Source organism: Serratia sp. PL7 (genome assembly GCF_945957435.1).
In genome coordinates this window covers 59,908-83,305 of the sequence record NZ_CAMFLB010000011.1, presented here as the reverse complement: position 1 = coordinate 83,305, position 23,398 = coordinate 59,908, and the positions used below count along the sequence as shown (strand labels likewise).

Genomic DNA, 23,398 nt, shown 5'->3' with positions numbered 1-23,398 from the left:
CGCTACTCCTCGGGATCGTTGAACCCCATCATCCAGGTGAAGAGAAAACCGGCGATAATCGTAATCAGCATCCCCGCCAGATACAACATCACCTTACCTGAGACGATGGTCAACGCCAAAGGCAGCCCCGAAATGCCGAAGGTAATCACCGTCGCCACCTTCCAGTAGCTGATGAGCGCACCGCCGACCGCCCCGCCGAGGCAGGCGCCGATAAACGGCCGCCCCAGCGGCAGCGTCACCCCGAAGATCAGCGGCTCGCCGATGCCGAGAATGCCGACCGGCAACGCCCCTTTGATCACCTTCTTCAGCCGCGCATTGCGGGTTTTCAACAGCACCGCCAGCGCCGCCCCCACCTGACCGACGCCGGCCATCGCCAGGATCGGCAGCAGCGGGTTGGAACCGTGCGCCTGCACCAGCTCGACGTGGATCGGCACCAGCCCCTGATGCAGGCCGGAGAGCACCAGCGGCAGGAACAGCCCCGAGAGCAGCGCCCCGACAAGCAGCCCGCCCTTGTCGATCGCCAGATTGGCGCCGTGGGCGATGGCATCGGAAATAACCCCCCCGACCGGCTGCAGGATCAGGATCGCCAACGAGGCGGTGACCAGCGTGGTCAGCAGTGGGTTAAGGATCAGTTCGACCGACTCCGGCAACAGCGTACGCAGGCGTTTCTCCACCCAGCACATCAACGCCACCACCAGCAGCACGGCGATCACCCCGCCGCGCCCCGGCTGCAGCGCCTCGCCGAACAACGTGATCTGCGCCAGCGCAGGGCTGGAGAGGATCCCGGCCATCACGCCGCCCATCGCCTGTGAGCCGCCGAACACCCGCGCGGCGTTCACCCCAACCAGAATGTTCATGATGGCGAATACCGCGCTGCCGAATATCGCCAGCAGCCCCAGCACGTTCGGGTAGTCCACGGCCAGCTGACCGGCGATGTCGGGCCGTTTCAGCAGGTTGATGATGCCGGTGATCAGCCCCGAGGCGATAAACGCCGGGATCAGCGGAATAAAAACGTCGGCCAGCTTTTTCAGCGCGCCGCTCATCGGCGCAGCGTATTTTTGCTTGACCTGCGCCTTGGTGCGGGCGGCGTCACCGACGGCGGCAGCGGGCTGTGCATTGCCGCTCAACAGCCCGCGCATGGCGTCCACCACCTTGGCGGCGGCGCCCGGGCCGACGATAAACTGATGCTGCTCACCCTGTTTGATATAGCCCTTCACGCCGGGCAACTGCTTGAGGGCGGCCAGATCCAGACGCTGCTCGTCGCTGACCTCGATGCGCACCCGCGTCATGCAGTTCTCCAGTTTGAGGATATTGCCCTCGCCCCCCACGCCCGCCAAGATCTGTGTCGCCAATGCCGTTGTCTTGTCCATCGCCACCCCCACCGTCAATTAACGCACCAACGCCGCGCGCAGGTAGCCGTCGTGCCGCTGCAGCCGCTGCTGCGCCTCTTCGGCGCTGACGCCGGCCAAGATCATCAGGATCGCCGGTTTAACCTCAAAACCGGTCTGCGCCAGCGCCGCCTCCGCCTGAGCGCGTTCAGCGCCGGTGGCCTCCACCACGATGCGGCAGGCGCGATCCACCAGTTTGACGTTGGTGGCCTTCACGTCCACCATCAGGTTCTGGTAGACCTTACCCAGCTTGACCATCGCGCCGGTCGACAGCATGTTGAGCACCAGTTTCTGCGCGGTGCCGGATTTCAGGCGCGTCGAACCGGTCAGCGCCTCTGGCCCCACCACCGGCGAAATCGCCACCTGCGCTTCGTGCGCAATCGGCGAATCCGGGTTGCAGGAGATGGCCGCCGTCGGGCAGCCCAGCCCGCGCGCATAGCGCAGGGCGCCGATCACGTAGGGCGTGCGCCCCGAGGCCGCCAACCCCACCACCATATCGACGGCGGTGAGGTTCAGCGCCCGGAGATCGGCTTCGCCCAGGGCCTCGTCGTCTTCCGCCCCCTCCACCGCTTTGAGCAGCGCGCCCGGCCCGCCGGCGATCAGCCCCACCACCACGCCGTGCGGCACGCCGAAGGTCGGCGGGCACTCGGAGGCATCCAATACGCCCAGGCGGCCGCTGGTGCCGGCGCCCAAATAAATCAGCCGGCCGCCGGCCTTCAGCGCCGCCGCAGCCAAATCGACCGCCTGCGCAATCGCCGGCAGCACCTTTTCAATCGCCTCCGGCACCTTGCGGTCTTCCTGGTTAAAGCAGCGGACCATGTCCAACGTCGACATCTCATCCAGCCCCATGGTGGCCGGGTTGCGGGTTTCCGATACCAGTGCGCCTAAGTTCATCTGTTCACCTTTGAATTTTTAATTCACAAAATTAAATCAATATTTGAATATTTTATTCAACAAAGCGAGCGCTATTTGCTATTTTAACGGTGAGCTCACAAAAATTTTCACCGCGCGTTTTCGCCCTCTGCATGGCAAAATGGCCGCTGGTTTCCAGGGAAAGAACAATGAGTACCCTTCTGCGCATTCGCCAGATGTATCCGACACTGGCGCAAAACGACCGCAAGCTGGCGGACTTTCTGCTGAATAACGCCGAGCAGGCGCGCCATCTCAGCTCGCAAAAGCTGGCCCAGCTGGCCGGCATCAGCCAGTCGAGCGTGGTCAAGTTCGCCCAAAAACTGGGCTATAAAGGTTTCCCGGCGCTGAAGCTGGCGCTGAGCGAGACGCTGGCCCAGCCGCAGGCAGAACCGGTAGTGACCGTCCACAACCACATCCTCAGCAGCGACACGCTGAAAACCGTCGGTGAAAAGCTGCTGGCGGAAAAGCAGGCGGCGCTGCGCGCGACGCTGGACATCAACAGCGAAGAGCGGCTGCATCAGGCGCTGGACATGCTGCGCCAGGCGCGCCGGGTGATGCTGATCGGCATCGGCGCCTCCGGGCTGGTGGCCAAGGATTTTTCCTTCAAGCTGCTGAAAATCGGCGTGATGGCGGTGGCCGAAGCGGACATGCACGTCCAGCTGGCGGCGGTGCAGGCGCTGGACAAACGCGATCTGCTGCTGGCCATCTCCTTCAGCGGCGAACGGCGTGAAATCAATCTGGCGGCGGAAGAGGCGCGCCAGGCCGGCGCCAGAGTGCTGGCGCTGACCAGCTTCTCGCCCAATGGTCTGCAGCAGCGCGCGGACCACTGCCTCTATACCATCGCCGAAGAGCCCCATACCCGCAGCGCGGCCATCTCCTCCAGCACCGCCCAGTTCGCCCTCACCGACCTGCTGTTTATGGCATTGATCCAGCACGATCTCGATCATGCCCGCGATCGCATCAAGCACAGCGAACAGTTAATGAAAAAGTTGGTTTGACGCGTATAATGGCGGCCGATAAAACGCCGCCAGTTCAATTATTTCCCTTCTCTGCATTCGAAAAATAATGTGCGGGCGGTGACCTGCTCAATTATTGATCAATAATTGAGCGTGCATGGACAGCATTATTTAACGATACCATTATGAATACACACACTGTTATTTTAGATAAGTTGCGGCATTCCGTGACGCATCCGATTCTGCGTACCTTTTTGCTCTATATCATTACTGCATTGATTCTAATCAAGGCGATGGGATACAGCGGTGGAAAAGGTATTGATATTCTTTTTATTGCGCTTACTTTGCTATTATTATCTATTCATTCGCTTACCCGATACGGCCTGATTATTCCGTTTATTCTGCTGTGCACGCTGTATGCGCCGGTCGGGGCCATTTACGGTACCCCTTCCGCTGCCGTGATGTCCGCCCTGTTGCAAACCAACCTCATAGAAGCGAGGGAGTTTTTGCAGACCCTGCCGGCCAGTTGTTATCTGCTGCCCGCCGCCATTCTGGTTATGCTGGCCATTCTCGGCCTATTTATTTGGCGGCAAGCCATTTCAAAAAAAACTATACTTCCCTTGCTAGCCCTGCTGATGGTTATCATTATCGCCAGAGCCTTCAATGGCGGTGTGGCGAATCTTAAATTGCCTGACTTCTTTTTATCCCTCTACTCGGCTTACCATCAATACCAACAGCAGGTTGACGAATTAAGTGCCGGTGCTACAACACCGGATACTTGGTCAATAACCGCAGGCGCACCGACGAATGAAAACTATGTCATTATCGTCGGCGAAAGTATGCGCAAGGATCATATGTCCTTATTTGGTTATCCGGTGTCCACTACGCCGTTTCTGGATAATGCCAATGGACGATTTTACAGCAATTATATTTCCACTGCGCCAAATACGTTCGAATCGCTTCCCCGCACGCTGGCTTTGAGCAACGGCCACAACATTGCCATCGGAGATAATATCATCACCCTGGCAAAAGCCGCCGGTCTCAAAACCCACTGGCTGTCCAATCAGGGCATGTTCGGACAATTCGATACGCCGGTATCAAAAATCGCCATGTTCAGCGATAGCCATTATTTCCTGAAGAAAGGCGACTTCCAATCGCGCAATACCGATGACGATGCGCTGCTGCCGATATTTGACCCATTATTGCGTCGCCAGGGACAAGGCAATCTGTATGTGCTGCATCTGATGGGCTCGCACGCCGACTTTTGCGAGCGGCTTAACGGCGAACCGCCGAGCGTCGAGTCGCCGAATAAGGAGCTGGCCTGCTATCTCTCTACCTACCGCAAGACCGACCGTTTTATCGAGCAGGTTTATCACAGCCTGAAACAGAGCGGCGCACCGTTTAAACTGTTCTATTTCTCCGATCACGGCCTTTCCCACAAGGATATCGGCGGTGGGCGTTCTTTACGCCACAGCGGCGATACCCGGCAGAATTACCAGGTGCCGTTGCTGGTGCTGAGCGATCGCGACCAACAGCACCAGATCATTGATGATCCCTTAAGCGCGTTCGATTTTATCGGGTTGTTTGCCCAAGAGGCGGGAATACGGATTGCCCATCCCGAAGTGATGCCTACGATACGTATCGCAGATGCAGATAAACGCTGGGTGTTTGACGGGCAGAGAATGGTTGATTTCGATCAGTTGGCTGACGATCCGCCTGAGTTACCCTAAGCGGTAAGATGACGAAAAAGTGCCCGTTGCGCGGCGATTCTATGATAGATTGCGCGCCAGCCCGAGCACACCGATGGAAAGATAACTGACAATGGCACTGCTGATTACCAAGAAATGCATCAACTGCGATATGTGCGAGCCGGAATGCCCGAACCAGGCAATTTCGATGGGCGATGAAATTTATCAGATAGATACCGACCGCTGCACCGAGTGCGTCGGCCATTACGATACGCCGACCTGTCAGCAGGTCTGCCCGATCGACAACACCATCATTACCGATCCGCAGCACCGCGAGAGCAACGAACAGCTGTGGGACAAGTTCGTGGTGTTGCACCACGCCGATCGCATTTAATCGCCGCAGGACTGACAAGGGCGCCATAGGCGCCCTTTCTCTTTTCAGCTTTCGACGATCACCGTCGCGCAGGCATAACGCCGCTCGTCGGCCAGCGAAACGTGGATCGCGGTGACCCCCATCTCCCCCGCCAGCTCGGCGGCGCGGCCGTGCAAACGAATATTCGGCTTGCCCAGCGCATCGTTGAACACTTCGAACTGATTGAACGCCAGGCCGTTGCGAATGCCGGTACCGAACGCCTTGGCAGCGGCCTCTTTCACGGCGAAACGTTTGGCCAGAAAGCGAATCGGCTGCTGGTGCTGCTGATACAGCGCCCACTCGGCGTCGCTCAGCACGCGGCGCGCCAGACGATCGCCGCTGCGCTCCACCACCGCCTCGATACGCGCCATCTCGACGATGTCGGTACCCAGCCCGAGCACCGCCATTACCGGCGCGCTTCCCGCATCAGCACTTTCATGTCGGCAACCGCGGCCGGCAACCCGCTCATCACCGCCTGGCCGATAATCGCATGGCCGATGTTCAGCTCGTGCATTTCCGGCAGCGCGGCGATCGGCTGCACGTTGTGATAGGTCAGGCCGTGGCCGGCGTTGACCTTCAGCCCCTTCTCGGCCGCGTAGGCGGCGGCTACCGCGATGCGGCGCAGCTCGGCCTGTACCGCCAGCTCGCCCTGCGCTTCGGCGTAGGCACCGGTGTGGATTTCGATATACGGGGCGCCCACCGCCACCGCCGCGTCGATTTGGCGATGATCGGGATCGATGAACAGCGAGACCAAAATGCCCGCCTGCGCCAGGCGCTCAACCGCCACGCTCATTTTGTCCAGCTGACCGGCGACGTCCAGGCCGCCTTCGGTGGTCACTTCTTCGCGTTTTTCCGGCACCAGGCAGCAGAAATGCGGCTTCAGCTCAATGGCGATATCCAGCATCTCGTCGGTCACCGCCATCTCCAGATTCATGCGCGTCTGGATGGTCTGGCGCAGCAAGCGCACGTCGCGGTCGGTGATGTGGCGGCGGTCTTCGCGCAGATGCACGGTAATGCCGTCGGCCCCCGCCTGTTCGGCAATGAATGCCGCCTGAACCGGATCCGGGTATTGGGTTCCGCGCGCGTTACGTAACGTGGCGATGTGATCGATATTGACGCCCAGCAGCAAATCAGCCATGACAACCTCTAAATACGATTTTCAGTGTCAGCAGTTTACACGCGGGCGCAGGGCGGCAAAAGGGGAAAAGGTCAGGCGTCGTCGACCGGCGTATTCGGCTGTTTGCGCACAAACTGGCGGAACAGTTCGCGGCTCTTCAACGGTTTGCCGCCGAGGTAGGGTTTCAGCGCCATGCGGGTGAAACGCTTGGCGGCGCGCAGCGTTTCGGCATCGGGAAACTGACGCTCCGCCAGCGCGCGCAGTTCGCGCCCGGTGAAGCTGTAGTGATCCACCACCAGGCTGGCGATAAAGCCCTTCTCTTCGCGGTAGCGGTAGGTCATGGCATCATCCACCGGCAGGCCGCTGCCGGCGCAGTGCAGGAAATCTAGGCCGTAACCCAGGTGGTGCAACAAGGCCAGCTCGAACTGACGCAGCGCCTGTTCCGGCGAACTGTCTTCCGCCGCCAGCGCCTGCAGGCATTGCAGGTAGTCGAAGAACAGCACCGAGTAGTTGGTTTCCTGCTCCAGCACGCGCGCCAGCAGCTCGTTCACATACAGGCCGCTGTAGAGCATCATGCCGCTGAGGGGTAAACCAAGGGAGACCGCTTCGGCGTTGCGCAGCGTTTTCACTTCGCCACGCCCGCCCCAGCGCACTAACAGGGGGGTAAAGGGCTGCAGGCAACCCTTCAGATTGGAGCGGCGGCTGCGCGCGCCTTTCGCCAGCAAGCGCACCCGCCCATGACCTTCGGTAAACAGATCCAGCATCAGACTGGTTTCACTGTACGGCCGCCCATGCAGGACGAAAGCGCGCTCCCAGCCGTCCACGGGTCGTTACTTCAGATCGTCAACATAGCCCAGGCTGCGCAGCGCACGTTCGTCGTCCGCCCAACCGGATTTCACTTTCACCCACAGCTCCAGATGCACTTTGGCGTCGAACATCTTTTCCATGTCCTGGCGCGCTTCGATGCCGATGGTTTTGATCTTGGCGCCTTTATTGCCGATGACCATTTTCTTCTGGCCTTCGCGCTCGACCAGGATCAGGCCGTGCACATCGTAACCGCCGCGATCGTTGGCCACGAACTGTTCAATTTCTACCGTCACCGAATAGGGCAGCTCTTCGCCCAGGAAACGCATCAGCTTCTCACGGATGATCTCGGACGCCATAAAGCGCTGGGAGCGATCGGTGATGTAGTCTTCCGGGAAGTGGTGTTCCGCTTCCGGCAGCAGCTTGCGCACGATGCCGGCGATGGTGTCGACGTTCATCCCTTTCTCGGCGGAGATAGGCACCACGTCGAGGAAATTCATCTGCTGGCTGAGGAAGGCGATGTGCGGCAACAGCTTGGATTTGTCAGTGACGTTATCGACCTTGTTGATCGCCAGCAATACCGGGCAGCGCAGGCTGCGCAGCTTGTTGACCACCATTTCGTCGTCGGCGGTCCAGTTGGTGCCTTCGACCACGAAAATCACCAGTTCGACGTCGCCGATCGAGCTGCTGGCCGCGCGGTTCATCAAACGGTTGATGGCGCGTTTTTCTTCGATGTGCAGCCCAGGGGTATCGACGTAGATCGCCTGATAGGCGCCATCGGTGTCGATGCCCATGATGCGGTGACGGGTCGTCTGCGGCTTACGCGACGTAATGGAAACCTTCTGCCCCAGCAGTTGGTTCAGCAACGTCGATTTGCCCACGTTCGGGCGGCCGACGATGGCGATAAAACCGCAGTGTTGTTTTACTTCACTCATTCAAGCTCCAGCTTTTTCAGCGCTTGTTCCGCTGCCGCCTGCTCGGCTTTACGGCGGCTTGAGCCGGTGCCCACCACGGGCTCGCTCAAACCACTCACCTGGCAGTGGATGGTAAACTCTTGGTCGTGCGCTTCACCGCGAACCTGCACCACCAAATAAGAAGGCAACGGCAGATGACGCCCCTGCAAAAATTCCTGCAAACGGGTTTTCGGGTCTTTCTGCTTATCACCGGGGCTGATTTCGTCCAACCGGCTGCGATACCAGTCCAAAATCAGGCGCTCGACGGTCTGGATGTCGCTGTCCAGGAACACGCCGCCGATCAATGCCTCCACCGTATCCGCCAGGATTGACTCGCGGCGGAACCCACCACTTTTCAATTCGCCCGGCCCAAGCCGCAGACATTCGCCCAGGTCAAACTCGCGTGCCATCTCCGCCAGCGTATTGCCGCGCACCAGCGTGGCGCGCATGCGGCTCATGTCGCCCTCGTCTACGCGAGGAAAGCGATGATAGAGCGCATTGGCGATGACAAAGCTCAGAATCGAGTCACCCAGAAACTCAAGACGTTCATTGTGTTTACTGCTGGCGCTGCGGTGAGTCAAAGCCTGCAGTAAAAGCTCCTGCTGTTGAAAAGTGTAGCCCAGCTTCCGCTGCAGCCTGTTTATTACGATGGGGTTCATGAGTTACCAATAGATCAAGAATGCGTCAAAAACTTGCAGCATACGGAACAGGCCTGCTTCGCCGAAAGCCGATCCAAAGCTGTTTCGTTTGCAGTGGCTCCCAGCAGGGGCCAACTTTTTATCGCTCGAGAAAGTATTCTACAACGAGTGGAAACATAATGCTGTGTTTATATCCCCTTAATCCTTCACGCCGCAGTAGGCTGCGGCGTGAAATTAACAGGGAATCAGTCAGCGATTAATGAATACCGCCGATCCGGCTGAAACGCACGCCGGTAGGCCACTCACCTTCCTGTTTTTCAAAGCTCATCCAGATGGCCGTGGCTTTACCCACCAGATTCTTCTCCGGCACAAAGCCCCAGTAACGGCTGTCCGCGCTGTTATCGCGGTTGTCGCCCATCATGAAGTAATGCCCGGCCGGCACCACCCACTCCGCCAGCGGTTTACCCGGCTGTTGGTAGTAAGCGCCCACCCGATCCTGCGCGTCCGGCACGGTCAGGATGCGATGCGTGACGTTGCCGAGGCTTTCCTGGCGCTCACGCATGCGAATACCGCCCGACGGCACGTTATCGTTCAGCGGGATCTGATAGAAGCCGTTGCTGGCCTCGCCCATGCCGCTGCGGCTGAACAGCTGTACGAAGTCGCTCGGCTGCGCATCGGCGTAGGTCACGGCCAGCGCGGTATCGCAGGACTGCCCGCTGTTGCAGGACGGCTGCACCGTGACGCGCTTATTCACCGGATCGTAAGTAATACGGTCGCCCGGCAGGCCAATCACGCGCTTGATATAATCCAGTTTCGGATCCAGCGGATATTTAAATACCGCAATATCGCCACGCTTCGGATGGCCGGTTTCAATGAGCGTAGTCTGGGTAATCGGATCTTTAATGCCGTAGGCATATTTCTCCACCAGAATGAAATCGCCAATCAACAGCGTCGGCATCATTGATCCGGACGGGATCTGGAACGGTTCGTAAATAAACGAGCGCACCACAAAGACCAGCAGCAACACCGGGAAGACCGATGCCCCGGTCTCTACCCAGCCTGGCTGCTTCGCCACTTTCGCCAGCGTTTTATCGTCTACTGCGCCCGCGGTCTGCTCGTTGACCGCCGCAATCTTCGCGCGGCGGGCCGGCGCCCATTTAAAGCGCTCGAAGCACCAGATGATCCCAGTGACCAGGGTGGCCAACGCCAGGATCAGGGCAAACATATTCGCCATGCAAACTCCCTCGTTTCGCGAACTCGTCGCGGTTACTTGCCGTCTTTACCGACGTGCAGAATGGCCAGGAACGCTTCCTGCGGCAGCTCGACGTTGCCGACCTGCTTCATGCGCTTCTTACCGTCTTTCTGTTTCTGCAGCAGCTTTTTCTTACGGCTGACGTCACCGCCGTAGCATTTCGCCAGCACGTTTTTACGCAGCTGCTTCACGGTGGAGCGCGCGATGATGTGCGTGCCGATCGCCGCCTGAATCGCAATGTCGAACTGCTGACGCGGGATCAACTCTTTCATCTTCTCCACCAGTTCACGGCCGCGGTACTGCGAGTTGTCGCGGTGGGTGATCAGCGCCAGCGCATCCACGCGCTCGTTGTTGATCAGCACGTCCACGCGCACCATGTCGGAGGCCTGGAAACGCTTGAAGTTGTAATCCAGCGACGCATAACCGCGCGACGTGGACTTCAGGCGGTCGAAGAAGTCGAGCACCACTTCCGCCATCGGGATTTCATAGGTCAACGCCACTTGGTTGCCGTGGTAAACCATGTTGGTCTGCACGCCGCGTTTCTCAACGCACAGGGTGATGACGTTGCCCAGGTATTCCTGCGGCATCAGCATGTGACATTCGGCGATCGGCTCGCGCAGTTCCTGGATGTTGTTCAGCGGCGGCAGCTTGGACGGGCTGTCGACGTAGATCACTTCTTTGCCGGTGGTTTCCACTTCGTAGACTACCGTCGGCGCGGTGGTGATCAGATCCAGATCGTATTCACGCTCCAGACGTTCCTGAATGATCTCCATGTGCAGCAGACCGAGGAAGCCGCAGCGGAAGCCGAAGCCCAACGCGGTGGAGCTTTCCGGCTCGTAGAACAGGGACGCGTCGTTAAGGCTCAGCTTGCCCAGCGCATCACGGAAAGATTCATAGTCGTCGGAGCTGATTGGGAACAGACCGGCGTACACCTGCGGCTTCACTTTCTTGAAGCCCGGCAGCGCTTTTTCCGCCGGCTGACGCGCCTGCGTCAGGGTATCGCCCACCGGCGCGCCGAGGATGTCTTTGATCGCACAGACCAGCCAGCCCACTTCGCCGCAGTTCAGCACGTCGCGATCGACCTGCTTCGGCGTGAAGATGCCCAAACGATCGGCGTTATACACCTGGCCGGTGCTCATGACCTTGATCTTGTCGCCCTTGCGCAGCGTGCCGTTCTTGACGCGCACCAGAGACACGACGCCCAGGTAGTTATCGAACCAGGAGTCGATGATCAACGCCTGCAGCGGCGCATCCGGATCGCCCTGCGGCGCAGGAATGTCGCGCACCAGACGCTCCAGTACCTCAGGCACACCGACGCCGGTTTTGGCCGAGCAGCGCACCGCATCGGTAGCGTCGATGCCGACGATGTCTTCAATTTCCTGCGCGGCGCGATCCGGATCGGCGGCCGGCAGGTCGATTTTGTTCAACACCGGCACCACTTCCAGATCCATTTCAATCGCGGTGTAGCAGTTGGCCAGCGTCTGGGCTTCTACGCCCTGACCGGCGTCCACCACCAGCAGCGCGCCTTCGCAGGCCGCCAGCGAGCGGGAGACTTCATAGGAGAAGTCAACGTGGCCAGGGGTGTCGATAAAGTTAAGCTGATAGGTCTGCCCATCCAGCGCTTTATAATCCAGCGTTACGCTCTGCGCCTTGATGGTGATGCCGCGCTCGCGCTCCAGATCCATGGAATCGAGCACCTGCGCAGCCATTTCACGGTCGGACAAGCCGCCGCAGATTTGGATAATGCGGTCAGACAGCGTCGACTTACCGTGGTCAATATGGGCAATAATGGAGAAATTTCGTATATGCTTCATTATAAAAGTTTTTCTGCCTTGGTATTTCTGAATTACTCGCCTATAGAAACCCGCATGGACCTAAAGCGACAGTGAATGGGTGAGGCCGTCTTGCACCTGAATCGCTGCATTCTACATGCCACACCACTGAAAACCTAGCGATCGGTGCAGTGAAGGCATTCTATTATGCGCCGCTAAATGTTACAGGTCGCCCCGGCGGGTGAAAACAGATGTTAACGCGGACGATACAGCCTGAACCCGAGGCTTGCCGGTGCTCCGTGGCCATCAAACCCCGGTGCTAATACATAACCGGCCGCAGCGCAATAAACCCCTTCTGAAATTATCGAAAAAGAATATTTGGATCAACCTCTTAGAATTCGATTTTGCCCCACATCCTTTAGGAAAAACCCCATATACGCCACCACCTCGCCTCGGATAGAAAGGACATGAACTCCGCGACAAAACATTATTCCGGGCACTACATCGGCAGCCCACCGGGGTTCACCAGCATATCTGCGTACGTTGATTGGAAGGTGCATTATGATCGATAAAGGGCAAATGCTGAGCCGGCACGATTTTTCGAAGGTCAACTGGGGCATTCTGGCAGCGGCGGCGCTGCTGTTTAGCGTGGGGGCGGCGCTGTTGGTGCTGCCGCTGCTGAGCAGCATTGACGAGAGCGAGGTCATCACGCTGTTGCAGGCCGGCGCGGGCACGATTTTACTCGGCTGTACGCTGCTGGCGCTGCGGCATTATCTGCGCCCAACGCTGACCTATCGCCTGTACGAGCACGGCGTGCGGGTCTTTGACGACCACCATCACAAAGAGCGTTTCATCCCGTTTGAGAAGATCGGTGATATCTATCGCTTTCGCGGCGGCAAGGCTTTTGGCGGGCTGTTTGACGTCACGGCGTTTCGCACCGGCGCAGATCAGCCCTGGTGCACGGTTTTCAGCAATATCGCCCATTCGTGGCGGTTGGCGGACGTGATCGTCGACCAACAGCTGCAGCAGCGCGGGCCGCTGGCGTTGAATGCGCTCTATCAAGGGGAGACGGTGTCGTTTCACACCGTTGAGGGCGACGCGCGCTGGCTGTGGCAGCAGCTGCTCGGCAAGCGGCAAGGCACGCCGACCGAAACGCTGCGACTGAGCGCCACCTTGCTGGCGACTGAACGGGGAAACGTGCCGATCGAGCAGATCCGCACGTTGGAAAACCATCCGCAGCGCGGCATCCGCTTGCTCGACGGCCAGGGAAATCTGCTGTTCGCGATTAACTACGATTCGCTGCTCAGCGCCGATCTGTTCATCGCGCTGTTGGAGCATATGATCCACAACCGCATCACCGCCTATCACAACCCGGCGATGACGCGGCCATCGGTTTAAATCAGCGGGGAGTTTTCCGCCTGCATGCGCATCGCGGTAGGCGGCAACCCAATCTGCAGCACCACCGGCTGGTAATCGGCCTGCTCACCCAGACGTCGAGCCAAGCGGCGAGCCAGCATAAAGGCCGCCCCGCCGCCCAGTACGGCGCCGACTGCCGCCGAGGCGTCGCTGCCGAAACAATATTGCAGCAACGTGCCGCCCAGCATCATGCCCAGCAGCGGCGTCAGGTAAACCAGCATGGCGGAGCGCAGCAGGCTGCCTTCCGCGATGCCGACCTCGACGCGCTGCCCCGGTTCGAGCGGCTGCTCGATATGCACCTGCAGCTGATGCTCGGTTTCCGGCACCAACTCGTTCAACGCACGCGCGCCGCAGCCGGAACGCGCGGTGCAGCTGCCGCAGCCGGCCTTGGGTTCACAGCGCAGCAGCGCTACGCCCTGTTGCCACGAAACCACCGTGGCCCACTCTTTCATCATTACGGCGATACCTTGAAAGAAATGCTGTCGGCGATGCGCTTGGCCGTCGCCGGCGGCAATTCGCCCACAATCGTGATTTCGTTGCCCGCGCGCACTTCGGTCTGAATGGTGCGGCGCCCCTGACGGTAGTACTGCTGCCCGGCGCCGCTGCCCGCCGGGCTGACGTTGACCGAGAAGCTGAACAGGCCGTCGCTGTAGAGCCGGGATTCAACCGGCACGGCGACATTCGGCAATTTGCGGCGATTGCGCGCCACCTCGTCCACGCCAGCCGGCAGCCAGCCGGTGCTCCAGCTCAGCTGGACGTTTTCCACCGCCGGCAGCGACAGCAGCGGCGGCAGGTTGGCTTTGAGCAGCCCCTGCATCGCGCCCTGCACGTCGGCGCCGACCGCAAAGGAGATCACCCGATATTGCTCCAGCGTTTCGCCGTCGCGATCGAGCAAATCCACCCGCAGCGGCAGCTTGGTGTCTTCGTCCATCCAGACGATGTAACTGTAGCGGGAACCGTCGCGCGCCACTACGCGCAGCACTTCACACGGCCGATCGGCGATGCGGGTGCTGCCCACGGAGATGAAGTCGTAATACTTGGCCAGACGAGTGAAATCGGCATAGACGATCGCCGGCAGCGCATCGACGATGTGATCGCCGGTGAGCGTGAACGGTTCCAGACCGGGTTCGAAGTAGCTGATCCCGCCGCCGCGCTGCAACACTTCGCGACGCGGGCCATCCATATGCAGCAGTTGGCCGAGCGGCACGTTGCCGATCACCGCATGGCGATAGCGCAACGACTCGATTCCCTGCTTGCTGATGCTGATGTAGGCGAGCTCGTAATTGAGAGAACGGCTGGCGCTGCTCATCTGTTGCAATAACGCCCCGGACGCAGTTGGCTGCGCCGGGGCGATGCTGGAATAGAGCAGGCTGCCCGTCAATAAACAAACGGAGAACCAGATTTGCTTCATTACTGCTGTTGCATTCCTAAAGACTGAGTTCCGGGAACCTGAATGGCAGCCTGTTGTGGGTTGCCTTGCTCAAGCTGCAGCTGATCCGAATGCAGGCGACGTTGCAGCTCATAGTCCTGCAGCATGGCGTTGATACGCTTACGCTGTTCCTGCACCTGCTGCTGTTGACCGCTGCCGGTAGAGAAACTGTCGGCAGGCACGCCCAGGCTGACCGGCGAGGCCTGGCCCATGATCGGCAGCGTAGTGAAGGCCGGCGATTCGGACGCGTTCGATGGCGCAGAAGGCTGGTTGTACTGCTGCACGCCGACGATCACCGCCAGAGACACGCAGGCCGCCATACCGATTTGCGAAATCTGGCTCGCCCAAGGACGCACTTTGTCCCAGAACGGCATTTTCTGCCAGGTGTGAGGCTGCGGCTGAGATTCCTGAACGGCGGAAGGTACCAGCCGGGCGGGTTCTTTCTCAAGTGCAGCGGCTACGCGATCGGCGATGTCGAGATGCATCACTTGTCCGACATCACCTCGCAGTGTGTCACGTATCAGGTGATAGCTCTGCCAGCTTTGTTGAAGCGTTCGATCTTGCGACAGAGAACTCAACAGCTCGCTGTCGAACGATTCACCATCCATCAGAGCGGAAAGCTTTTCTTTCTGCATGCCTAAGTACCCTTCCTGTGCCCGCCATTGCTAACGCTGGATCAGCGGTTGAACTTTATTATCGATAGCTTCCCGGGCGCGGAAAATACGCGAACGTACGGTTCCGACCGGGCAATCCATGATGGCGGCTATCTCTTCGTAGCTTAGACCATCCAACTCCCGCAAGGTAATCGCCATGCGAAGATCCTCAGGGAGAGACTCAATGGTACGGAAAACTATCTGTCTCAGCTCTTCTGACAACATTAAGTTCTCAGGGTTCGAAATTTCTTTCAGTGCGCCCGCACTTTCGTAATTTTCCGCATCGTTGGCGTCCACATCACTGGATGGCGGACGGCGCCCCTGAGCAACCAGATAATTCTTTGCCGTGTTCACGGCGATTCGATACAACCAGGTATAAAAAGCGCTGTCGCCACGGAACGATTCCAGTGCGCGATAGGCCTTGATAAACGACTCCTGCACCACATCGGGCACATCGCCCTGCGGCACATAGCGGGAAACGAGACTCGCCACCTTATGCTGATAGCGCACTACCAGTAGGTTAAACGACTTCTGATCGCCCTTTTGGACCCGCTCGACCAGAACTTGATCCGTTAACTGCTCGCTCATCCGAGGTAAACTCTCCCCAAATCCGTCTCCACGCGTAAAATTGTACTGCCAGCCATACATTATTTTCCTGAGCAAGCACTCGCTTGGAGTTCATATAGAACACGAAGTTCCATATCGCCATTGTTTTTTCTGTTGATGTCACCCTATCCGTGGCTTTTGCCCGGACAGTTAGGCTAACATGAAATTCACTCTTCTTCTGCACACATCATACGTTATGCAACCATCATCTGAACATGTTAGCGATGTCCTGATCGTCGGCAGCGGCGCTGCGGGCCTGTCACTGGCGCTGCGCCTGGCGCAGCATTGTAAGGTTACCGTTCTCAGCAAGGGGCCGCTCAGCGAGGGGGCCACCTTTTACGCCCAGGGCGGGATCGCCGCGGTGTTCGATGAGACGGACAGCATTGCCTCACACGTTGATGACACTTTGATTGCCGGTGCCGGCCTGTGTGACAAAGAGGCCGTCGAATTCATCGCCGGCAACGCGCGCCACTGCGTGCAGTGGCTGATCGATCAGGGCGTGCTGTTCGACACCGAGATCAACGCGCAGGGCGAGGCGCATTATCACCTCACGCGCGAAGGCGGCCACAGCCATCGCCGCATCCTGCACGCCGCGGACGCGACCGGTAAGGAAGTAGAGACCACGCTGGTGGGGAAAGCAAGCGCTCACCCCAATATTTGCGTGATGGAACGCCGCAACGCGGTTGACCTTATTACCTCGAACAAAATCGGCCTGCCGGGCACCCGCCGAGTGGTGGGCGCTTACGTCTGGAACCGCGAGCTGGAGCGGGTGGAAACCTACCGCGCCAAAACGGTGGTGCTGGCGACCGGCGGCGCGGCCAAGGTATACCAATACACCACCAACCCGGACATCTCCTCCGGCGACGGCATCGCCATGGCCTGGCGCGCCGGCTGCCGGGTCGCCAACCTGGAGTTCAACCAGTTCCACCCGACCTGCCTGTTCCACCCGCAGGCGCGCAACTTCCTGCTGACCGAAGCGCTGCGCGGCGAAGGGGCTTACCTGAAGCGCCCGGACGGTAGCCGCTTTATGCCGGATGTCGACCCGCGCGGCGAACTGGCCCCGCGCGATATCGTCGCCCGCGCCATCGACCATGAAATGAAGCGCCTGGGCGCCGACTGCATGTACCTGGACATCAGCCACAAGCCGGCGGCGTTCATCACCCAGCACTTCCCGATGATCCACGAAAAGCTGCTGACGCTGGGCTTCGATCTGACTCGGCAACCGATCCCTATCGTCCCGGCGGCGCACTACACCTGCGGCGGCGTGATGGTCGATCAGCACGGCCGCACCGATCTCGACGGGCTGTACGCCATCGGCGAGGTCAGCTACACCGGCCTGCACGGTGCCAATCGCATGGCGTCGAATTCACTGCTGGAGTGCCTGGTTTACGGTTGGTCGGCGGCGGAAGACATTCTGCAGCGCCTGCCGTTCATCCAGCAGGCCAAACAGGTGCCGCACTGGGATGAAAGCCGGGTGGACGATGCGGACGAACGGGTGGTGATCCAGCACAACTGGCACGAGCTGCGGCTGTTCATGTGGGATTACGTCGGCATCGTGCGCACCACCAAGCGCCTTGAGCGCGCCCTGCGCCGCATCAATACGCTGCAGGCGGAAATCGACGAGTACTACGCTCACTTCCGCATCTCCAACAACCTGCTGGAGCTGCGCAATCTGGTGCAGGTGGCCGAACTTATCGTGCGCAGCGCCATGGCGCGCAAAGAGAGCCGCGGCCTGCACTACACGCTGGACTACCCGGATTTGCTGCCGGAAGCGCAGCCGACCATTTTGCAGCCTTAAACCATGCGACAGGGCGCCTTATCGGCGCCCTTTTCCTTTCAGTAAAACAGATAGAAGTCGGCGATCAACCGGCGGAAATCGTCGGTATAGCCGCCGTCGGCCTGTTTGATCGCCAGCGCCTGCGCCTGCAGAGGCGTTTCCTTACGCGTCAGCGCCAGCAGCACCCGGTGCAGCGGCGTATCGGCCCGATCGCTGACGTTCACTTTCGCCGCCGTATGCCAGCCGCTTTGCAGCGCCAGGCGTTCGAATTCGGCGCCAACGTCGTGCGGCAGCACCACGCAGAACGTCCCCTGTTCCGCCAGCAGCTGCGCCGCGCAGGCCAACAGCGCGCCGTGCGTCAGGGTTTCGGTGTAGCGCGCGTTGTGGCGCGCCTGGTCGCGGCAGGCCACCGCCGGCTCGAAATACGGCGGATTACTGACGATCAGATCATACTCAGCGGCATGCCGCTGCGCATAATGATGAATATCCTGCGCATGCACGCGGATGCGCTGTGGCCACGGCGATTCCGCCGCATTTTCGCGCGCCTGGCCGGCGGCGGCTTCATCTAGTTCCACCGCGTCGATGGTCACTTCGTCGCCGCTGCGCTGCGCCAGCATCAACGCGATTAGCCCGCTGCCGCTGCCGATATCCAGCACCCGGCGCGCCTGCCCCAGCGGTGCCCAGGCGCCGAGCAGCACCCCGTCGGTGCCCACTTTCATGGCGCAACGATCGTGGGCGACAAAGAATTGTTTAAAGGTAAAACCCCCGCGGCGCGGGGTAAAATCGGCTTTCGATCGCTTGCTCACACTCACCACCTGGCTATAAAACTGGCGTAGCATAAGGCAATCTGATAGGCGGGAAAAGAGCGGCTTTCCGCTTAAATAGGTGAAGATCGCGGCCAACCCGTCTATAATCGGCGCCCCAAGTAGAGGTAGACCATGACAGCAACCACTTTTTCCGAACTCGAACTCGATGATCGCCTGATCGACGCGCTGCGCGACAAAGGCTACGATCGCCCCACCGCCATTCAGGCCGCAGCGATCCCGCCGGCGATGGACGGGCGCGACGTCTTAGGTTCGGCTCCGACCGGCACCGGCAAAACCGCCGCCTTCCTGCTGCCCGTTTTGCAGCACCTGCTGGACTTTCCACGCAAAAAATCCGGCCCGCCGCGCGTGCTGATCCTGACGCCAACGCGTGAACTGGCGATGCAGGTCGCCGACCAGGCGCGTGAATTGGCTGCTCATACCTCGCTGGATATCGCCACCATCACCGGCGGCGTCGCTTACATGAACCACGCGGAAGTGTTCAGCGAAAACCAGGACGTGGTGGTCGCCACCACCGGCCGCTTGCTGCAATACATTAAAGAAGAGAACTTCGACTGCCGCGCGGTGGAAACCCTGATCCTCGACGAAGCCGACCGCATGCTCGACATGGGCTTCGCGCAGGACATCGAAACCATCTCCGCCGAAACCCGCTGGCGCAACCAAACGCTGCTGTTCTCCGCCACGCTGGAAGGCGAAGCGATCCGCGAATTCGCCGAGCGCATCCTGAAAGAGCCGGTGGAAGTGGAGGCCGATCCGTCGCGCCGCGAACGCAAAAAGATCCTGCAGTGGTACTACCGCGCCGATGACGTGCAGCACAAAACCGCGCTGCTAATCCACCTGCTGCAGCAGCCAGACGTGCAGAAATCGGTGATCTTCGTGCGCAAGCGCGAGCGCGTGCATGAGCTGGCCACCTGGCTGCGCGAAGCGGGCATCAACACCTGCTATCTCGAAGGCGAAATGGTGCAGGCCAAACGCAACGAGGCGGTCAAACGCATGATGGATGGCCGGGTTAACGTGCTGGTCGCCACCGACGTTGCCGCACGTGGCCTGGATATCCTCGATATCACCCACGTGTTCAACTTCGACATGCCGCGCACGGCGGATACCTACCTGCACCGCATCGGGCGTACCGGCCGCGCCGGGCGCAAAGGCACCGCCATTTCGCTGGTGGAAGCGCACGACCATCTGCTGCTGGGCAAAGTGGGCCGTTACCTGAACGAGCCGCTGAAAGCGCGCGTGATCGACGAACTGCGGCCGAAAACCAAGGTGCCGAACGAGAAGAGCAACGGTAAACCGTCGAAGAAAGTGCTGGCCAAGCGCGCGGAAGACAAGGCGAAGAACAAAGAAAAGGCCAAGGTGAAAGTGCGCCATCGCGACGCCAAAAACGTCGGCAAACGCCGTCAGGCGAAGGCCAAACCGGCCGGCGACGCGGAATAACCACCGCTGCCTAAGAAAAAACCGCCTGTACAGGCGGTTTTTTTATGGGCGTTTACTGCTGCGCGTAGTGCGTGGCCAGGCGATGCCCCTGCAGCCATTTGTCCAGCTCGCGGAACTGCGCCTTCAGCTCGTCATTCTGCAAATGCGCCGGCGTTTGCGAGAAGTAAAACTGGAACACGACGCCCTGCTGGTTGCGTGCCCGGGCATCGGCCCCGGCCTGCAACAGCAGCAGCGCCAGGTGCGGCGCGTTAATCTTCGCCGCCAGATGCAGCGGGGTATCCCCCAGCCGATCGCTCAAGGTGGTGTCCGCCCCGGCCGCCAGCAACAGACGCAGTTGCTCTTCGCGCCCGGCCAGCACCGCCGCCGCAAGCGGCGTGGCGCCGGTAACGGCATTACGCACGTTCACCTGCGCCCCTTCGGCCAGCAACAGCCGCAGGTACTGCGCATCTTGCAACATCGCCGCGGTGTGCAACGCGCTGTTGCCGTCCAGCCCCGCCGCCGCCGGGTCGGCGCCGAGATCCAGCAACGCCTGCACGCTACCCGGCTGCAGCGAAAGCACCGCCCACTGCAACAGCGTGACCTGTCGATCGCCCCGTTCGCGCAAGCGATCCTGCGTGGCCTGTGCACGGATACCCTGCGTATCGCCACGCGCCACCGCCTGAGCCAGCGCCAGATTGCTGCGGCCGTCAAACGGCGAAATCTCCTGCCCCATCTGTTGCTCCTTAGCCATCATCAGTAAACCGGTCACCGCGACCAGCGCCAGTAAGGCTATCGCCAGCGCCCGCCGCAAGCGACGCCCTTCAGGCATTAGCCTTCGCCTCCCACGGCTTTTGTTCCGCCATCGAGCTTATCACCTTGTCGATGCCGTGCGCCGTCAGGCTGCGATCCAGATGCTTGCTCGGCCGCCAGTCATCGATACCGGTCAGGGTATCGTTGTTGGCCAGGGTGATGTTGTGGCCGATGGCGTCCGGGATCAGCGAGGTCGACTCCTGGGTGCTGGTCAGCATGTCATATTGCTCGCTGTAGCGGCGAATGCCGCCGGCTTCGGCATCTTTCTTCGCCGCCGCCGGATCGATACCCAGGCGATTCAGGGTGTAATCCGACACCCCAGCCGCGTTGAAGGTGACCGCGACGGTACCGGTCGCCAGCGCAGCCGTGGCCGCCAGACCACCGCCAAGCGAATGGCCGGCGATCACCAGCGCATCGCCGAAGGCCGCCTTGGCGCTTTTGGCAGCGGCAACCGCCTGATTGTACTGCACATCGTCATAGCCCGTCGCCTGCCGCACGTTGCTCAGCCAGTCGCGCCAGTCGTTGGTGCCGGCGAACGCCAACACATACTGCTTGTCGTTGCTGTAAACCCCGGCCTGGAAACCGCTGCCCGCGTCGTGCAGGCTGGCGGGATCAATGCCGAAACCGAGCAGCGCGCTGTCGCTCAGGCGGTTGAACCCGGCAGCGCCCTGGCCGTTCAGTGAATAAACGTCCTTGGCCAACAGCGCCAACGCATAATCACCTTCCTGCGATTGTTGCCCCCGGGTCACGCCCGGCGCTGCCGCCGCCGTCGGGGCCGCCGCGGAGATATCGCCGACCAGCGTATTCAACAGATTCTGCGCATTGAGCGTGTTCTGAGAAGGGGTGGCCACCGGCGCCGGATTTGCCGGCGCTGCCGCAGGCTGCGCCGCCGTCGCCGTCTCGGCAGCGGCGCGAGGTGTAGGGATCGCGGCCACCGGGGATACTGCAGAGGTAAAACTTAAAGGCATACTCATGCCGACTCCTTGTCGATAGACTTTTTATTGAGCACCTGAATAGGTGCTGATTTAGCTATCGGCAGGTCGGATGAGTTCTGTATTAGAAATGCTTATCTTTGTACAGAATGTGATCCGCGTTCGGTTTTCGGCCGCCAAACGCAGAAAAGGGAGCCGAAGCTCCCTGATTGACTGCGCCGCAAATTACAGGCTTTCGGTAAAGGTGCGGGCGATAACGTCGCGCTGCTGTTCCGGCGTCAGAGAGTTGAAGCGTACCGCATAACCGGACACGCGGATGGTCAGCTGCGGGTATTTTTCCGGGTGCTTGACCGCGTCTTCCAGGGTTTCGCGACGCAGCACGTTGACGTTCAGGTGCTGACCGCCTTCCACGCGCACGGTCGGCTGCATTTCCAGCGGCACTTCACGGTATTCGATCTGGCCCAGGTCGCTCACTGCGACAACCTGATCTTCCGCGTAGTTGGCCTTGGCGCACACGCAGCGAGCTTCCGCTTTTTCATCATCCAGCAGCCAGAAAGAATTCACCAGCGCCTGGTCGTTCGCTTTGGTAATTTGAATACCGGTAATCATTATGTTGCCTCCGTACAAGGGCGTAAAAATTCACGTCGTGAGAAAACCCAATTCTGGTTTCGGCCATTTGGTAAAACCATTGTTGTCTTGTTGTTCTGTATACCAGCCTGACCGGGCCAGTTCCTTGATTAAAGTCAATTTTTACCGGGTAGGCACAGGGCATGAAGGGGCAAATTTATGTTTTATATCAATTTTCCCACTGCGGCAAAAACCAATTATTTTTGTAAATTTTCAAAAATAATTGCATTACGCGTGACAGTGAGAAATGAAAAGCGGGTTTCGCTGCGCGTGCCGAAACGGTAAGCTATAGCCCATGAATTGCTAAAGAAAACAAAGGAGAGCGTTTATGGCCACCTCCCTCACCTGGCATGACGTGATCGGCAAAGAGAAAGAGCAACCCTATTTTGTTGAAACGCTCGCCTTTGTTGCCGCTGAACGTCAGGCCGGTAAGACCATTTATCCACCGCAGAAGGACGTGTTCAACGCTTTCCGCTATACCGAGCTGGCGGACGTCAAGGTCGTCATCCTCGGCCAGGATCCGTATCACGGGCCCAATCAGGCGCACGGCCTCTCTTTCTCGGTGCGCCCCGGCGTGCCGGCGCCGCCGTCGCTGGTGAACATGTATAAAGAGCTGGCGACCGACATTCCCGGCTTCGAACGCCCGGATCACGGCTACCTGCAAAGCTGGGCTGAACAGGGGGTGCTGCTGCTCAACACCGTGCTGACGGTGGAAGGCGGCCGCGCGCACTCGCACGCCAACCTGGGCTGGGAAACCTTTACCGATAAGGTGATCGCCGCCCTGAATGAGAACCGCGAAGGCGTGGTGTTCCTGCTGTGGGGCTCGCACGCGCAGAAGAAAGGCAACTTTATCGACCGCAACCGCCACCATGTGCTGAAGGCGCCGCACCCGTCACCGCTCTCCGCGCACCGCGGTTTCCTCGGCTGCCGCCACTTCTCGCAGGCCAATCAGCTGCTGGAGCAGCAAGGGCTCACGCCGATCGACTGGATGCCGCGCCTGCCGCAGGCATAATCCA

The 23,398-nt window shown here is 59.8% G+C and carries 24 protein-coding genes; 7 read left to right on the top strand and 17 right to left on the bottom strand.

The features are described from left to right. Positions 1 to 2: 2 nt before the first annotated feature. Together N6G83_RS32430 and murQ are read right to left on the bottom strand one after the other, a co-directional pair. Positions 3 to 1,370: a PTS transporter subunit EIIC gene (locus tag N6G83_RS32430; RefSeq protein ID WP_148123883.1), complete on the bottom strand. Its 1,368-nt coding sequence runs from the start codon at positions 1,368 to 1,370 to the stop codon at positions 3 to 5. Between the two features lie 18 nt (positions 1,371 to 1,388). Further along, on the bottom strand, positions 1,389 to 2,282 hold the full coding sequence (gene murQ, locus N6G83_RS32425) for an N-acetylmuramic acid 6-phosphate etherase (RefSeq protein WP_025303940.1): 894 nt from the start codon (positions 2,280 to 2,282) through the stop codon (positions 1,389 to 1,391). A gap of 167 nt (positions 2,283 to 2,449) precedes the next feature. Between murQ and N6G83_RS32420 the strand changes: the two genes are divergently transcribed. The 3 genes from N6G83_RS32420 to N6G83_RS32410 all read left to right on the top strand — a co-directional run bounded on the left by N6G83_RS32420 (position 2,450) and on the right by N6G83_RS32410 (position 5,338). Beyond that, on the top strand, positions 2,450 to 3,298 hold the full coding sequence (locus tag N6G83_RS32420; RefSeq protein ID WP_016929788.1) for a MurR/RpiR family transcriptional regulator: 849 nt from the start codon (positions 2,450 to 2,452) through the stop codon (positions 3,296 to 3,298). 143 nt (positions 3,299 to 3,441) lie between these two features. Continuing rightward, positions 3,442 to 4,986 carry a phosphoethanolamine transferase gene (locus tag N6G83_RS32415; protein ID WP_192973979.1) on the top strand — a complete coding sequence of 515 codons (1,545 nt, stop codon included), beginning with the start codon at positions 3,442 to 3,444 and terminating at the stop codon, positions 4,984 to 4,986. Between the two features lie 91 nt (positions 4,987 to 5,077). Next, entirely contained in the window at positions 5,078 to 5,338 is a 261-nt protein-coding gene (locus N6G83_RS32410) for a YfhL family 4Fe-4S dicluster ferredoxin (RefSeq protein ID WP_025303942.1), read from the top strand. A 44-nt stretch (positions 5,339 to 5,382) separates the two neighbouring features. Here N6G83_RS32410 and acpS read toward each other — a convergent pair whose 3' ends face one another. The 7 genes from acpS to lepA all read right to left on the bottom strand — a co-directional run bounded on the left by acpS (position 5,383) and on the right by lepA (position 11,934). Continuing rightward, positions 5,383 to 5,763 carry a holo-ACP synthase gene (acpS, locus tag N6G83_RS32405; protein ID WP_004929169.1) on the bottom strand — a complete coding sequence of 127 codons (381 nt, stop codon included), beginning with the start codon at positions 5,761 to 5,763 and terminating at the stop codon, positions 5,383 to 5,385. Continuing rightward, positions 5,763 to 6,494 carry a pyridoxine 5'-phosphate synthase gene (pdxJ, locus tag N6G83_RS32400; protein WP_025303943.1) on the bottom strand — a complete coding sequence of 244 codons (732 nt, stop codon included), beginning with the start codon at positions 6,492 to 6,494 and terminating at the stop codon, positions 5,763 to 5,765. Before pdxJ ends, acpS begins: the two co-directional genes overlap by 1 nt. 71 nt (positions 6,495 to 6,565) lie before the next feature. After that, the gene (gene recO, locus N6G83_RS32395; RefSeq protein ID WP_004929165.1) at positions 6,566 to 7,297 is read right to left on the bottom strand and encodes a DNA repair protein RecO; all 732 of its coding nucleotides are present in this window, start codon (positions 7,295 to 7,297) and stop codon (positions 6,566 to 6,568) included. 6 nt (positions 7,298 to 7,303) lie between these two features. Then, positions 7,304 to 8,212, bottom strand: a complete 909-nt coding sequence (era, locus tag N6G83_RS32390) for a GTPase Era (protein ID WP_025303944.1) — start codon at positions 8,210 to 8,212, stop codon at positions 7,304 to 7,306. Further along, the gene (gene rnc / locus N6G83_RS32385) at positions 8,209 to 8,889 is read right to left on the bottom strand and encodes a ribonuclease III (RefSeq protein ID WP_004929158.1); all 681 of its coding nucleotides are present in this window, start codon (positions 8,887 to 8,889) and stop codon (positions 8,209 to 8,211) included. The genes era and rnc overlap by 4 nt, the downstream gene beginning before the upstream one ends. A 235-nt stretch (positions 8,890 to 9,124) precedes the next feature. Further along, positions 9,125 to 10,102, bottom strand: coding sequence for a signal peptidase I (gene lepB / locus N6G83_RS32380; protein ID WP_015378805.1), 978 nt, complete (start codon positions 10,100 to 10,102; stop codon positions 9,125 to 9,127). A gap of 32 nt (positions 10,103 to 10,134) precedes the next feature. Further along, positions 10,135 to 11,934, bottom strand: coding sequence for a translation elongation factor 4 (gene lepA, locus N6G83_RS32375; RefSeq protein WP_049209569.1), 1,800 nt, complete (start codon positions 11,932 to 11,934; stop codon positions 10,135 to 10,137). Between the two features lie 519 nt (positions 11,935 to 12,453). On the opposite strand from lepA, the gene N6G83_RS32370 reads away from it, so the two are divergent. Beyond that, entirely contained in the window at positions 12,454 to 13,290 is an 837-nt protein-coding gene (locus N6G83_RS32370) for a hypothetical protein (protein WP_043138313.1), read from the top strand. Here N6G83_RS32370 and rseC read toward each other — a convergent pair. Genes rseC through rpoE form a run of 4 tightly spaced genes read right to left on the bottom strand, consistent with a single transcriptional unit; the run spans position 13,287 to position 15,978 of the window. Continuing rightward, on the bottom strand, positions 13,287 to 13,763 hold the full coding sequence (gene rseC / locus N6G83_RS32365; RefSeq protein ID WP_025303947.1) for a SoxR-reducing system protein RseC: 477 nt from the start codon (positions 13,761 to 13,763) through the stop codon (positions 13,287 to 13,289). The genes N6G83_RS32370 and rseC overlap by 4 nt on opposite strands. Beyond that, on the bottom strand, positions 13,763 to 14,719 hold the full coding sequence (gene rseB / locus N6G83_RS32360; protein ID WP_025303948.1) for a sigma-E factor regulatory protein RseB: 957 nt from the start codon (positions 14,717 to 14,719) through the stop codon (positions 13,763 to 13,765). The genes rseC and rseB overlap by 1 nt, the downstream gene beginning before the upstream one ends. Then, positions 14,719 to 15,372, bottom strand: coding sequence for an anti-sigma-E factor RseA (gene rseA / locus N6G83_RS32355; RefSeq protein WP_260516131.1), 654 nt, complete (start codon positions 15,370 to 15,372; stop codon positions 14,719 to 14,721). Before rseA ends, rseB begins: the two co-directional genes overlap by 1 nt. Positions 15,373 to 15,402: 30 nt before the next feature. Beyond that, positions 15,403 to 15,978 carry an RNA polymerase sigma factor RpoE gene (rpoE, locus tag N6G83_RS32350; RefSeq protein ID WP_004929136.1) on the bottom strand — a complete coding sequence of 192 codons (576 nt, stop codon included), beginning with the start codon at positions 15,976 to 15,978 and terminating at the stop codon, positions 15,403 to 15,405. 214 nt (positions 15,979 to 16,192) lie between these two features. Here rpoE and nadB point away from each other — a divergent pair, with 214 nt between their 5' ends. Further along, positions 16,193 to 17,794, top strand: a complete 1,602-nt coding sequence (gene nadB / locus N6G83_RS32345) for an L-aspartate oxidase (protein ID WP_260516132.1) — start codon at positions 16,193 to 16,195, stop codon at positions 17,792 to 17,794. Between the two features lie 38 nt (positions 17,795 to 17,832). Here nadB and trmN read toward each other — a convergent pair whose 3' ends face one another. Then, positions 17,833 to 18,612, bottom strand: a complete 780-nt coding sequence (trmN, locus tag N6G83_RS32340; RefSeq protein ID WP_260516133.1) for a tRNA(1)(Val) (adenine(37)-N(6))-methyltransferase TrmN — start codon at positions 18,610 to 18,612, stop codon at positions 17,833 to 17,835. Positions 18,613 to 18,711: 99 nt separating this feature from the next. Between trmN and srmB the strand changes: the two genes are divergently transcribed. Continuing rightward, complete coding sequence (gene srmB, locus N6G83_RS32335; protein ID WP_025303951.1) at positions 18,712 to 20,034, top strand: ATP-dependent RNA helicase SrmB; 1,323 nt, start codon at positions 18,712 to 18,714, stop codon at positions 20,032 to 20,034. Between the two features lie 52 nt (positions 20,035 to 20,086). Here srmB and N6G83_RS32330 read toward each other — a convergent pair whose 3' ends face one another. From N6G83_RS32330 to grcA, 3 genes are all read right to left on the bottom strand, one after another. Then, positions 20,087 to 20,842: an ankyrin repeat domain-containing protein gene (locus N6G83_RS32330; RefSeq protein ID WP_043138324.1), complete on the bottom strand. Its 756-nt coding sequence runs from the start codon at positions 20,840 to 20,842 to the stop codon at positions 20,087 to 20,089. Further along, a complete protein-coding gene (locus tag N6G83_RS32325) occupies positions 20,835 to 21,797 on the bottom strand; it encodes a DUF2974 domain-containing protein (protein ID WP_025303953.1) in 963 nt (320 codons plus the stop codon). The genes N6G83_RS32330 and N6G83_RS32325 overlap by 8 nt, the downstream gene beginning before the upstream one ends. A 183-nt stretch (positions 21,798 to 21,980) precedes the next feature. Next, on the bottom strand, positions 21,981 to 22,364 hold the full coding sequence (gene grcA, locus N6G83_RS32320; protein WP_004929114.1) for an autonomous glycyl radical cofactor GrcA: 384 nt from the start codon (positions 22,362 to 22,364) through the stop codon (positions 21,981 to 21,983). Positions 22,365 to 22,710: 346 nt separating this feature from the next. Between grcA and ung the strand changes: the two genes are divergently transcribed. Continuing rightward, the gene (ung, locus tag N6G83_RS32315) at positions 22,711 to 23,394 is read left to right on the top strand and encodes a uracil-DNA glycosylase (protein WP_033635636.1); all 684 of its coding nucleotides are present in this window, start codon (positions 22,711 to 22,713) and stop codon (positions 23,392 to 23,394) included. The last annotated feature ends 4 nt before the right edge of the window (positions 23,395 to 23,398 follow it).